At 65.7% G+C, this 12,934-nt stretch carries 9 protein-coding genes; 5 read left to right on the top strand and 4 right to left on the bottom strand.

Features of this window, described 5'->3' with window-relative positions:
• Positions 1–88 precede the first annotated feature (88 nt).
• Positions 89–340 (bottom strand): hypothetical protein, encoded by a 252-nt coding sequence (locus tag CH268_RS26675; RefSeq protein WP_027496446.1) that lies wholly within the window; start codon positions 338–340, stop codon positions 89–91.
• Between the two features lie 95 nt (positions 341–435).
• Here CH268_RS26675 and CH268_RS26670 point away from each other — a divergent pair, with 95 nt between their 5' ends.
• The 4 genes from CH268_RS26670 (at position 436) to CH268_RS26655 (ending at position 7,516) form a co-directional block, all read left to right on the top strand.
• Positions 436–4,977, top strand: coding sequence for an ATP-dependent helicase (locus CH268_RS26670; protein ID WP_094666333.1), 4,542 nt, complete (start codon positions 436–438; stop codon positions 4,975–4,977).
• 51 nt (positions 4,978–5,028) lie between these two features.
• Positions 5,029–5,817 (top strand): DNA-formamidopyrimidine glycosylase family protein, encoded by a 789-nt coding sequence (locus tag CH268_RS26665; RefSeq protein ID WP_094666332.1) that lies wholly within the window; start codon positions 5,029–5,031, stop codon positions 5,815–5,817.
• A gap of 95 nt (positions 5,818–5,912) precedes the next feature.
• Positions 5,913–6,263, top strand: a complete 351-nt coding sequence (locus CH268_RS26660; RefSeq protein WP_048319883.1) for a YciI family protein — start codon at positions 5,913–5,915, stop codon at positions 6,261–6,263.
• A complete protein-coding gene (locus tag CH268_RS26655; RefSeq protein WP_094666331.1) occupies positions 6,260–7,516 on the top strand; it encodes an RNA polymerase sigma factor in 1,257 nt (418 codons plus the stop codon). Before CH268_RS26660 ends, CH268_RS26655 begins: the two co-directional genes overlap by 4 nt.
• A gap of 153 nt (positions 7,517–7,669) precedes the next feature.
• Here the strand turns inward: CH268_RS26655 and CH268_RS26650 are convergent, their stop codons facing one another.
• The 3 genes from CH268_RS26650 to CH268_RS26640 all read right to left on the bottom strand — a co-directional run bounded on the left by CH268_RS26650 (position 7,670) and on the right by CH268_RS26640 (position 12,276).
• On the bottom strand, positions 7,670–9,400 hold the full coding sequence (locus CH268_RS26650; protein ID WP_094666330.1) for a glycerol-3-phosphate dehydrogenase/oxidase: 1,731 nt from the start codon (positions 9,398–9,400) through the stop codon (positions 7,670–7,672).
• Positions 9,401–9,499: 99 nt separating this feature from the next.
• On the bottom strand, positions 9,500–10,732 hold the full coding sequence (locus tag CH268_RS26645) for an aminotransferase-like domain-containing protein (protein WP_094666329.1): 1,233 nt from the start codon (positions 10,730–10,732) through the stop codon (positions 9,500–9,502).
• Between the two features lie 140 nt (positions 10,733–10,872).
• Positions 10,873–12,276: an NAD(P)H-quinone dehydrogenase gene (locus CH268_RS26640; RefSeq protein ID WP_027496441.1), complete on the bottom strand. Its 1,404-nt coding sequence runs from the start codon at positions 12,274–12,276 to the stop codon at positions 10,873–10,875.
• 181 nt (positions 12,277–12,457) lie between these two features.
• Here CH268_RS26640 and CH268_RS26635 point away from each other — a divergent pair, with 181 nt between their 5' ends.
• Positions 12,458–12,922, top strand: coding sequence for a gamma-glutamylcyclotransferase (locus CH268_RS26635; protein ID WP_032387045.1), 465 nt, complete (start codon positions 12,458–12,460; stop codon positions 12,920–12,922).
• The last annotated feature ends 12 nt before the right edge of the window (positions 12,923–12,934 follow it).

Genomic DNA, 12,934 nt, shown 5'->3' with positions numbered 1-12,934 from the left:
GAACCGGCCGCGCGCGTTCGCCAGGTGCGCCCGAGACGAGTGAGCCCCGATCCCCTGCAGGGGTCGGGGCTCACTCGAATGCGTCGGCTCAGCCGTATTCGGCGACCAAGCGGTCGAACTCGTCACGGTCGATCACTTGAGGCTCGTTGATGGCCAGCGCCTGGGCGTACTTGCTCGCCAAGTGGTAATCCCGGCCGAGTGGACCGTGCTCGGCGTCGTCCTCGTCCGATTGGATGCTTGCACCCGGCGGCACCTCGTTCTGCAGGCCGTTCGTCTTGCTGCCGAGCAGTGCGTCGAGTTTCGCGGAAATCTTCTGCATGATCTCTTGGTCGTCGGTCATGGCCACCGGGTACCCGAATCGGGCGAAACGACACCGCAGCGCACGAGCTTCGCGCTCCGGGGTTACCTGTCGGTGCCTCGGGGCATGATGGTGGGATGGCCACGCACAGTATCGGCACCGACATCATGGAGAAGCTGTCGCGGCCGACTCGCGAGTGGTTCAACGGCGCATTTCCGGCCCCCACGTCGGCGCAACTCGGTGCGTGGTCGTCCATTTCCAGCGGATCTCACACCCTGGTGGTCGCGCCGACCGGCTCGGGCAAAACGCTGTCGGCGTTCCTGTGGGCCCTCGACGAGCTGGCCCAACTGGGTGCGGACAGCACCCGCAAGACCAAGGTGCTCTACATATCGCCGCTCAAGGCTCTCGCAGTGGACGTCGAGCGCAACCTGCGAGCTCCGTTGGTCGGCATCACTCAGACGGCCAAGCGTCTCGGTCTGAACCCGCCGGAGATTTCCGTCGGAGTCCGCTCGGGCGACACCAGCGCTGCCGATCGCCGGACCATGATCAAGACTCCGCCCGACATCCTCATCACCACTCCCGAGTCCCTCTTCCTCATGCTCACCTCCGCGGCGCGGGACATCCTGGCCGAGGTCGACACGGTGATCGTCGACGAGGTACACGCCGTCGCAGGCACCAAACGTGGCGCGCACCTCGCGGTGTCTCTCGAGCGGCTCGACGCGATGCTGGACAAGCCCGCGCAACGCATCGGCCTGTCCGCGACGGTGCGACCCCACGAGGAAGTGGGCAGATTCCTCGCCGGTGCCGCTCCCATCGAGATCGTCGCCCCACCCGCACCGAAGACCTTCGACCTGACGGTGCAGGTGCCCGTGGAGGACATGACCGAACTCGGCGTCACCGACCCGAATGCGGACACCTCCGCCGCTCCCCCGGCTCAGGGATCGATCTGGCCGCACGTCGAGGAGAAGATGGTCGATCTCATCCTCGAGCACAAATCGTGCATCGTCTTCGCCAACTCGCGCCGGCTCGCGGAACGACTCACCGCGCGGCTCAACGAGGTGTACGCCGAACGTATCGGCGGCGGAGTCGATACCGAGCACAAACCACCATCTCAGGTCGGCACCGCATCCGACGTCAACCACGGTGCCGATCCTCTGCTGGCACGGGCCCACCACGGCAGTGTCAGCAAGGACCAGCGCGCGCTGATCGAAGACGATCTGAAGACCGGTCGTCTGCGCTGCGTTGTGGCCACCAGCAGCCTGGAGCTCGGAATCGACATGGGCGCAGTCGATCTGGTGGTCCAGGTCGAGGCACCGCCGTCGGTGGCCAGTGGCCTGCAGCGCGTCGGTCGCGCCGGCCACCAGGTGGGCGAGATCTCCAAGGGCGTGCTGTTCCCCAAGCACCGCACCGATCTCATCCATTGCGCGGTCACCGTCGAACGCATGACGTCGGGCAAGATCGAGGCCCTCTTCGTCCCGGCCAATCCCCTCGATGTCCTCGCCCAGCAAACCGTCGCAGCGTGCGCACTCGAACCCATCGACGCCGAGGATTGGTTCGAATCAGTCCGTCGCACCGGCAGTTTCGCCACTCTGCCCAGATCTGCCTACGAGTCGACACTCGACCTGCTCTCGGGCCGTTACCCGTCGGACGAGTTCGCCGAACTACGGCCACGGCTCGTGTGGGACCGCGACGCCAACACTCTCACCGGCCGTCCCGGGTCGCAGCGACTGGCCGTCACGTCCGGCGGAACCATCCCCGACCGCGGCCTGTTCACCGTCTACATGGTGGGCGAAAAGCAGTCTCGGGTAGGCGAACTCGACGAGGAGATGGTCTACGAATCGCGAGTGGGCGACGTGTTCGCACTCGGTGCCACCAGCTGGCGCATCGAAGAGATCACCCACGACCGGGTGTTGGTCAGTCCCGCATACGGCCAACCGGGCAGGCTGCCGTTCTGGCACGGAGACGGCCTCGGTCGACCGGCCGAATTGGGCCGGGCCCTGGGCGAGTTTCTGCGGAGCACCACCGACCGCAGCAACCTGGCCGAGCGGCTGAGCACCGACGGTCTCGACGCCAACGCGGTCAACAACCTGATCGCTCTGCTCGACGAACAGTTGGAGGCCACCGGCCAACTGCCCACCGACAAGACGATGATCGTCGAGCGCTTTCGCGACGAACTCGGCGACTGGCGATTGGTGCTGCACTCCACCTACGGTCAGCAGGTACACGCGCCGTGGGCCCTCGCGGTCGGCGCGAGGCTGATCGAGCGATACGGCATCGACGCCGCCCCCACCGCATCCGACGACGGCATCATCGTCCGGCTACCCGATACCGACGACCAGCCGCCCGGCGCGGAACTGTTCGTGTTCGAGCGTGACGAGATCGCCGACATCGTCACCGAGCAGGTCGGTGGATCGGCATTGTTCGCGTCGAGATTTCGCGAATGTGCCGCTCGCGCACTGCTTCTGCCCCGCCGCAACCCTGGCAAGCGCGCACCACTGTGGCAACAACGGCAGCGTTCGGCACAGCTGCTCGACGTCGCTCGTAAATACCCCACGTTCCCGATCCTGCTCGAAACCGTGCGCGAGTGCCTGCAGGACGTCTACGACCTCCCCGCCCTCGAAGACATCCTGGCCCGCATCGGGCGACGCCAGATCAGGATCGTCGACGTCGAGACGCCGTCACCGTCACCGTTCGCGAATTCGTTGCTGTTCAACTACGTCGGCGCTTTCATGTACGAGGGCGACAGCCCGCTCGCCGAACGGCGGGCCGCCGCACTGTCTCTCGATTCAGCTCTGCTGGCCGAGTTGCTCGGACGCGTCGAGCTGCGAGAGTTGTTGGACGACAGCGTCATCACCACCACCGAGCTCGAGTTGCAGCGACTGCCCGAGGACAGACACGCCAAGGACATCGAGGGTGTTGCGGATCTGCTGCGGCTGCTCGGTCCGCTGACCGCCACGGAAGTCGGACAGCGCACCAACGGCGACGAATATCCGCAGTGGCTCGCCGAGTTGGCCGATGCAAAGCGGGCAATGGAAGTTTCGTTCGCCGGCCAGAACTGGTGGACGGCCATCGAGGACGCGGCTCGCTTGCGCGATGCACTCGGTGTTCCGCTACCGATCGGCACTCCCGCCGCGTTCATCGAGCCCGTCGACGACCCACTCGTCGACCTGATCAGCCGGTACGCCCGAACCCACGGACCGTTCACCCTCGACGACGCAGCAGCGCGGTTCGGCGTCGGTACCGCCGTGGTGCGTGACGTCCTGCGCCGACTGGCCGTCGACAAACGCGTCGTCGAGGGCGAATTCCGTCCCGGTGCAACGGGCAGCGAATGGTGCGACGCCGAGGTTCTTCGGCGATTGCGGCGGCGATCTCTGGCGGCGGCACGGCAGGAAGTCGAACCCGTGTCCACCGCCACGCTCGGCCGCTTCCTGCCGGCGTGGCAGCACGTGGACAGTCGCCGGTTGAGCGGGATCGACGGTGTGGCAACGGTCATCGAACAGCTTGCGGGCGTGCCCGTTCCGGCGTCGGCGTGGGAAACTCTCGTGCTCGCCTCCCGGGTGAGCGACTACAGCCCCGCCATGCTCGACGAGTTGACCTCGACCGGCGAGGTGTTGTGGGCGGGGCACGGTGCGATCTCGTCCAAAGACGGCTGGGTGAGCCTGCACATGGCCGACACCGCGCCGCTGACTCTGGTGCCCGCCGCCGAATCCGACCTGTCCGAGTTACAGATTCGCATCCAGGACGCAGTCGCGGGCGGTGGCGCGTACTTCTTCCGCCAGCTCTCCGATACCGTCGGGAGCACCGACGACAATGCTCTGCAGGCTGCGCTGTGGGAGCTGGTGTGGGCCGGACGGCTCAGCAACGACACGTTCGCGCCACTGCGAGCGCTGTTGAACTCCACGGCCACCCGCTCCGCCCCGAGTCATCGATCACCGCGTCGAACCCCGCGCCTGCGTTCCTACCGTCAGTTCGAGCGGCCGTCCCTGCCCACCCGCACCGGCCCACCGACGGCCGGCGGTCGGTGGTCACGGTTGCCCGAACTCGAACCGGACCTCACCGTCCGCGCTCACGCGACCGCAGACGTACTCCTCGAACGCTACGGCGTGGTGACGCGTGGTTCGGTCATGAACGAAGGTGTCCCCGGCGGGTTCGCCACGATGTACAAGGTGCTGACGGGGTTCGAGGATTCCGGTCGCTGCCGACGCGGATACTTCGTCGATTCGCTCGGCGGCGCTCAGTTCTCCACCTCCGACGTCGTCGACCGGTTGCGCAGCTACGACGAACCGAAGAAGAACGCCACTGCCGTGGTGCTCGCCTCGTGCGATCCGGCGAACCCGTACGGCGGTGCACTGCCCTGGCCGAAGGCCGGCGGCGAAGACACCGACGACACGACGAAGCACCGGCCGGGTCGCAAGGCGGGAGCGCTGGTCGTACTCGTTCGTGGGGAGTTGACGATGTTCGTCGAACGTGGCGGAAAGTCGGTGCTGACCTTCGGCGACAACACCGAGGACATCGCTTCTGCAGCAACGGCATTGGCGACCACGGTCAAGCGCGGCGGGGTGGACAAGTTACTGGTCGAACGGATCAACGGTCACGACATCCACGGCACGGACTTCTCCAAGACGTTGACCGCGGCCGGTTTCTCGGCGACTCCCCGCGGACTACGCCTGCGGCGCTGAGGCACCGCACCACTGACGAAGAAGAGAACCGAAGAACGAGAGAGGACGTAGATGCCCGAGGGCGATACCGTCTGGCGCGCCGCCAACACTCTGCGGGCAGCGCTCGAGGGCCAGCAGCTCACTGCCTGCGACATTCGTGTACCCCGTTACGCCACAGTCGACTTCACCGGCGAAACGGTCGAGTCCGTCGCGTCGAGGGGCAAACACCTGCTGATCAGAGTGGGCGGCTACTCGATCCACTCGCACCTGAAGATGGAAGGCACCTGGCACGTCTATGCACTGGGGGCTCGCTGGCGTCGTCCGGCCTTCCAAGCTCGGATCATTCTGAACACCGAGAAGGCGCAGGCCATCGGATTCGAGCTGGGCGTGCTGGAGATCCTCGAGAACGAGGACAACGCTGTCGGCTATCTCGGACCGGATCTACTCGGACCCGACTGGGACCCAGGTGTCGCCCTGACCAATCTGGAGTCGGACCCCGGCCGACCGATCGGCCTGGCCCTGCTCGATCAGCGCAACATAGCCGGACTCGGCAATGTCTACCGCAACGAGATCTGCTTCCTTCGCGGAGTCGATCCCCGCACGCCGGTCGAGGACTCCGGAGACCTGAAGAAGATGATCGACCTGTCCTTCCGCACCATCACCGCCAACAAGAATCGAAATCAGCGCGTCACCACCGGGGATCGTCGCGCGGGCCGTCATTTCTGGGTGTACGGCCGTGAGAACAAGCCGTGCAGGCGGTGCGGTACCACCATCGAGTTCGGACTGATCGGCGACAACCCACTCGAAGAACGGCAGATCTACTACTGCCCGCACTGCCAACCTCGAGGTGTGGCGAGCTAGTCCTGTTCGTGGTGTCCTTTTCGGCGAACCCCGTTCGTCCTTCGTATGTAGGTCGGCGAACGGCGCAGACCACGACGAATCGTCAGGAGCTCACCATGACCGCATACGCAGCCATCGTCTACACCCACGATGCCGACTGGACCTCGCCCGACGTGGCCGACGAGATGGCCGAATACGGTGCATTCAGCGCCTCGGCCGGACCGGCGATCACCGGCGGCGCGGTCCTGTACCCCACGTCGACCGCCACCACGGTGCGTGTGTCGGGCGGCAAAGGCGGTGACGTCCTGACGACGGACGGTCCGTTCGCCGAAGCAAAAGAGGTACTCGCTGGGTTCTTCCTCCTCGAGGCACCGGACCTCGACGCGGCGATCGCGATGGCAGCGCAGATTCCCGCGGCGTGGAACGGAGCAATCGAAGTCCGGCCGGTCATCCCGATGGCTCAGTGAGCACACCGGCCGAGCAGCTGTCGGCCACGATCCGTGACGAGGGTCGCCGAGTGTTGGCGACCCTCGTCCGCATCACCGGCAGTCTTGCCGTAGCCGAAGATGCGGTCTCCGAGGCCGTGGTGGCCGCACTCGACCACTGGCCTCGATCGGGCGTCCCCGACAACCCACGAGCGTGGCTCACGACCGTCGCGCGCAACAAGGCTCTCGACATCGTCAGACGCGAGGCCGGCCGCAGCGTGAAGGAGCGAGAGGCAGCGAATCTTGCACTGCTGACCCAAGATTGGCGTGCGGAAGACGAAGACTCGATCAGCGACGACATGCTGCGGCTGGTGTTCACCTGCTGCCACCCGGCGCTCTCCGTCGAGGCACAGGTGGCGTTGAGCCTGCGCACCCTCTGCGGGCTCGCCACGGTCGACGTCGCCCGCCTGATGCTCGTGCCGGAAGCCACGATGGCCAAACGGCTCACACGCGCGAAGAAGAAGATCGCCGCTGCCAACATTGCGTACCGAGTACCGGACTCGGCGGAATTACCGCAACGACTCGACGCGGTGGCCACCACCGTGTATTTACTGTTCACCGCCGGGCATCTCGGGGGCGAGACGCTGGTGCGGCCCCAGCTGTGTGACGAGGCAATTCGCCTGGCCCGTCTCATGATCGAGCTCATGCCGGACGAGCCATCCCTTCGAGCACTACTGGCACTGATGCTGTTCACGGACTCGCGCCGGGCTACGAGGATCGACGAGGAGGGCGGCCTGGTCAGGCTCGAAGACCAGGACCGATCTCGCTGGAATCGGGAGGCGATCGAGGAGGGCATGCAGTGGGTGGGCAGTGCACTACGTCGCAGCGACACCCGACCGAACCGGTACACCGTTCAAGCAGCCATCGCGGCATGTCACTCCGGCGCGGCAACCTACGCCGACACCGACTGGTCTCGGATCGTCGAGCTGTACGACGTGCTGTCCGGGGTGGAGAACACACCGATCGTGGCACTCAACCGAGCGGTGGCCGTCGGGGAAAGTCGAGGTCCTGCCGCCGGACTCGAAGCACTCGATGCCATCGCCTCGCTGGGCGGGCATTATCTGTGGCATGCCTGTCGAGCTGTGATGCTGGATCGACTCGGCCGAGCGGAGGAGGCCAGAAGTGCACGAACAACCGCTCTGTCTCTCGACCCGTCGCCGGCGGAAGGGGCGTTTTTACGCGCGCAGCTCGAATCGCCGGTAGGTCCCGACCAGCACCGCCCGGGCGAAATCTGACGGCTCACTGTCAGGTGAGACCAAGCCTGCTCACAGCTTCGCCGATCACCATGGATCGTATGTTGACACTTGCGATACTCACCCTGCTGGTCATGGCTGTCTTCGGCGCGACGGCTGCTCGCGCACCGCGGACGCTGGTTCGGGTTCCGTGACTCAGAGGGTCCGGACGGGTTCGAGAATTTCCTGACGCGCTTCGGGGGCGACGACCCGCAGAGCGTCGGCAGATTCGTCGTCCGGCTGACGCTGCGACGCGATCTCGGCCTCGACCCGAGCCCGGTACGTGTCGACCTCACGGTCGACCGTGGCCTCGTCCCAACCCAGGATCGGGGCAATGAGTGCGGCGACCTGACCCGCGCAGTTCATCCCACGATGCGAGTACTCGATGGAAATCCGGGTGCGCCGCGAGAGCACGTCCTCGAGGTGCAGGGCGCCCTCGGCCGCAGCGGCATAGACCACCTCGACCTGCAGATAAGCGGGCGCGTCGGTCAACGGTTGCAGCAGTTCGGGTTTGCCGTCCGCCATGGCCAGCACCTCGTCGATCAGCGAGCCGTACCGGTCCAGCAGATGAGTCACTCGGTGCGGATGCAGCCCGTGTACTTCGCCCAGGTGCGGGGCCTGATTGACCAGCGCGAAGTAACCGTCCGCGCCGACGAGCGGCACCTTCTCGGTGATCGACGACGCCACCCGCGCCGGGATGTCCTCGGCCGCGAGATCCACTGCGTCCTCGGCCATCACCCGGTAGGTCGTGTACTTGCCACCTGCGATGGCAATGAGTCCCGGTGCCACCCGCGCCACCGCGTGCTCACGGGACAGCTTGGACGTCTCGTCGCTCTCACCCGCCAGTAGCGGCCGCAATCCCGCGTAGACGCCGTCGATGTCGTCGTGCGTGAGCGGCGTGACGAGCACCCCGTTGACTTCTCCGAGAATGTAGTCGATATCGGCTTTGGTCGCGGCGGGGTGCGCGAGATCTAGGTTCCAGTCGGTATCGGTGGTGCCGATGATCCAGTGCGCGCCCCACGGAATGATGAACAGCACGGACTTCTCGGTGCGCAGAATGATCGCGGCTTCGCTGACGATCCGATCGCGCGGCACCACGATGTGCACACCCTTCGAGGCCCGTACTCGGAAGCGACCACGCATGTTCGACAGCGACTGAATTTCGTCTGTCCACACGCCCGTGGCGTTGATCACCACGTGCGCACGCACCTCGGTGGTGGCCCCGGTCTCCGAATCTCGTACTCGCACACCGGAAACACGGTCGGCTTCACGGAGGAACCCCACGACCTGAGTGGACGTACGCACCACTGCGCCGTAGTGGGCTGCCGTTCTGGCGACGGTCATCGTGTGCCGCGCGTCGTCGACGACGGTGTCGTAGTACCGAATTCCGCCGATCAGCGATTTCCGTTTGAGGCCGGGCGACATCCGCAGGGCACCCGAACGGGTCAGATGCTTCTGTTGCGGAACCGATTTGGCACCGCCCATCCGGTCGTACAGAAAGATGCCCGCCGCGATGTACGGGCGCTCCCACCCCCGATGGGTGAGGGGGAACAGGAATTTCAGCGGTTTGACCAGATGCGGCGCGAGTGTGGAGAGCGAGAGTTCACGTTCGTGCAGCGCCTCACGGACGAGTCCGAACTCGAGTTGTTCGAGGTAGCGAAGGCCACCGTGGAACATCTTGGACGAGCGAGAGGACGTGCCCGACGCGTAGTCACGCGCCTCCACGAGCGCCACCTTCAGGCCTCGTGTTGCCGCGTCGAGCGCGGCACCCGAACCCACGACGCCACCGCCGACGACCACGACGTCGAATTGTTCGCGTCCGAGCTGGTCCCACGCCTCCACCCGTTGGGCGGGTCCGAGGAACTTCGTGTTCGATCGGTTGCTCACTGGGCGCTCCCTGTCCTCGAAAATTCCTCGCGATGTCTCCCATGTCAGGCTACCGCCCCAGGTCGGCCGAGCGCAGAACCAGCGCAGGCTGGTCGCGGTTCAGCTCCGCCGTGTCATCGACGCATGTGCCGCGCTCAGCCGCCGCACCGCATCGTTCAGCACCTCCGGTGTGGAGCCGGCGAAGCTCAGCCTCAGCGAGTGGCGGAAGCACTCGGCCGACGTGGACGTTGCAGCGCGCACGAACGCGCTACCCGGCACGAACGCGACGCCGTGCGCGAGCGCCGCAGCGAGCAGCTCGGTGGTATCGGTCCCGTCGCGAAAGGTCGCCCACGCGAACATTCCACCTGTGGGTCGCGAGACGTCCAGCGCCGAACCGAATTCCCCGGACAGAGCGCTCGTCAATGCGTCTGCGCGACAACCGTACTCGCGCCGAAGATCGGTCAGGTGGTCCGCCAGCCACTCGGTGTCGCCCAGCATGTCCGCTGCCATCAGCTGTGTCAGCGAGGAACCGCACAGATCGGCACCCTGTTTGAGCAGTTCCACCGCCGCGCACACTCGGGGCGGGGCAACGAACCATCCCACGCGCAGAGTCGGCGCCAGGATCTTCGACGCGCTCGACAACCTGACGACCCGATCGCTGTGGCACGCAATCGGCGAAGGAGGCGGTCCGGATTCGATTGTGTCGAACCAGATCTCGCCGTAGGGATCGTCCTCGATGATCCAGAATCCGTACCGGTCGGCCAGGGCCGCGAGTCGGCGACGGCGAGCCTCGGTCATCGTCACGCCGCGGGGGTTGTGAAAGTTGGCGACCGTATGGACCACCGCGGGCCGCAGGCCGGCGAGCAGCCGCGCTTCGAGCTCGTCGACATCCATCCCGCCATCGGTGATGGGGATGGATTCGATCTGTGCCTCGGCAATCGAAAACACCTGCAGCGCTCCGGTATACGCCGGCTCGTCGACCACCACGACGGCACCCGGGTCGATCAGCGCCTGCGCGAGCAGTGTCAGGGCCTGCTGCGATCCGTGCGTCACAACGACGGTGTCAGTCGGAACCGTCACTCCCCCGCGCACAGCGCTCTCTCTGGCGGCGATCACGTTGCGCAGTGTGCGGTGGCCGGGGGTCTCGCAGTACTGCACTGCGTCCGAGTGTCGCAGCACTGCGTCCGCTGCGGCAGCGATGCGGTCGACCGGTATGAGATCTGTGGCCGGTAAACCGCCGGCCAGGCTGATGATCTCGTCGCGAGCGGTCAGGGCCAGAAGGTCGCGGATGGCCGAGCTGTCGAGTGTTGCGGTGCGTCGGGCCAAGCCGGCAGGCGGATGAATCGAAGACACGAAAGAGACTCCAGGGCAGCAGGGACGGGAAGAACGGCCCGCGGATCCGCAGAGTCGAAGAGAGAGCGGACGGGTGTGTCCGCTCTCTCGACTATGTCATGTGCGTCCGGAATATGAAACGCACTTCTCACATTGTGAAATCAGTCCAGGTCGTCGTGCGCCATCAACTGACGCGCGGCCTCGATGACCGAACCCGACAGCGACGGATAGACCGAGAACGTGTTGGCCAGGTCGTTCACCGACAGATTGTTCTGCACGGCCATCGCGATCGGAAGAATCAACTCCGATGCGCTCGGAGCAACCACCACGCCACCGATGACCACACCGGTGGCGGGGCGACAGAAAATCTTGACGAAACCACGCTTGAGACCACTCATCTTCGCTCGCGGGTTGGTCGTCAACGGCAACATCACCGTGCGTGCCGGTACGTCGCCTGCATCGATCGCGGACTGTGCGACGCCGACCGATGCGATCTCGGGCCGCGTGAACACCGCCGACGCTACGGTCTTGAGCTTGATGGGACTGACGGCCTGGCCCAGGGCGTGGTACATCGCGATGCGTCCCTGCATCGCGGCCACCGACGCCAACGGCAGCAGACCCGTGCAGTCACCCGCCGCGTAGATGCCCGCGACCGCGGTACGAGACACGCGGTCGACACGCAGGTATCCACCCTTGTCGAGCTCGATCCCGACCTTCTCCAAACCGAGTCCCGACGTGTTCGGGACCGATCCGACGGTCATCAGCGCGTGGCTGCCCTCGACGGTGCGCCCGTCGGACAGCGTGACGACGATACCGTCGTCGGTGCGGACGACCGAGTCTGCGCGGGCATGCTTGACGAGGGTGACGCCACGTTCGTTGAACGCGTCTTCGAGCACCAGGGCAGCGTCCTCGTCCTCGTGCGGGAGGACGCGATCGCGGCTCGATACCGCGGTGACCTTGACGCCCATCTCGGTGTAGGCCGAGACGAACTCGGCACCGGTCACACCGGATCCCACGACGACAAGGTGTTCTGGCAGTGCTTCGAGGTCGTACAACTGCCGCCAGTTGAGAATGCGTTCGCCGTCCGGCTCGGCACCCTTGACGACGCGGGGGCGCGCTCCGGTGGCGACGAGGACGACATCGGCGTCGAGAATTCGCTCCTCGCCGTCGGCCAACACCGCCTTGATCTGGTGCGAGGCCAATCCGACGTGCGTGTCGATCATCTCGGCGCGACCGGCCAGTATTTCGACGCCCACCGAGGTGACCCGGTGCGCGATGTCGGTGGACTGCGCCTGCGCGAGGCTCTTCACTCGCGAATGAATCTGGGGCAGCGCGACCGCTGCCTGTGATGGGTCGAGTGAGATTCCGAGGTCGCTCGCGCGACGCATCTCGGTGCGAATGCCGGTCGAGGCGATGAACGTCTTCGACGGCACGCAGTCCCACAGAACGCAGGCACCACCGATGCCGTCGGAATCGACGAGCGTCACCTGTCCGCCGTGCTGCGCCGCCACCAATGCTGCTTCGTACCCTGCCGGACCACCACCGATGATCACAATCCGGGTCATTGATCCTCTTCTCGCGTGCTGAAATCTTTGTACTGTGTCACGTCAACGGTATTGCAGTGTCCGGTTCCGCGCGTCGGTAAGGCTAGCTTCACTCCACCCGCCGCTCGGCGTACCTGCGACGACGCACCGAAACACCACCACGGGGCGTCAACGGGCGGCGATACGGTTTAGGCTGGCCGACGTGCCAATTTATGCCGCCTACGGATCGAACATGCATCCGGAGCAGATGTTGCAGCGTTGCCCCCACTCACCGCTGTCGGGAACCGGGTGGCTGCACGGGTGGCGCTTGACCTTCGGCGGTGGCGACATCGGCTGGGAGGGCGCGCTCGCCACGATCGTCGAGGACCCGGACTCACAGGTCTTCGTGGTGCTCTACGACGTCTCCGACGAGGACGAGGAAAGCCTGGATCGGTGGGAGGGCTCGGAGCTCGGCATCCACCGCAAGATCCGGCTGCGCATCGAGACCGGAGGCGAGCCGGTCCTCGCGTGGCTCTACGTTCTCGACGCCTACGAGGGTGGCCTACCGTCGGCACGCTACCTCGGGGTCATGGCCGAGGCAGCCGAAATTGCCGGTGCCCCAGCCGAATACGTTCGCGACCTACGCACCAGGAACAGCCGCAACGTAGGGCCCGGTACAGCCTCGTAGCCAGAAGGACAG

Source organism: Rhodococcus sp. 06-1460-1B, assembly GCF_002258475.1.
Lineage (GTDB): Bacteria > Actinomycetota > Actinomycetes > Mycobacteriales > Mycobacteriaceae > Rhodococcoides > Rhodococcoides fascians.
The sequence above is the reverse complement of the archived record's forward strand: the minus strand, read 5'-3'. Positions and strand labels throughout refer to the sequence as shown.

Excerpts from the sequence above, each read along its gene's own strand:
- CH268_RS26675 (WP_027496446.1), bottom strand. The coding sequence starts at position 340 with ATGACCGACGACCAAGAGATCATGCAGAAGATTTCCGCGAAACTCGAC.
- CH268_RS26670 (WP_094666333.1), top strand. The coding sequence starts at position 436 with ATGGCCACGCACAGTATCGGCACCGACATCATGGAGAAGCTGTCGCGG.
- CH268_RS26665 (WP_094666332.1), top strand. The coding sequence starts at position 5,029 with ATGCCCGAGGGCGATACCGTCTGGCGCGCCGCCAACACTCTGCGGGCA.
- CH268_RS26660 (WP_048319883.1), top strand. The coding sequence starts at position 5,913 with ATGACCGCATACGCAGCCATCGTCTACACCCACGATGCCGACTGGACC.
- CH268_RS26640 (WP_027496441.1), bottom strand. The coding sequence starts at position 12,276 with ATGACCCGGATTGTGATCATCGGTGGTGGTCCGGCAGGGTACGAAGCA.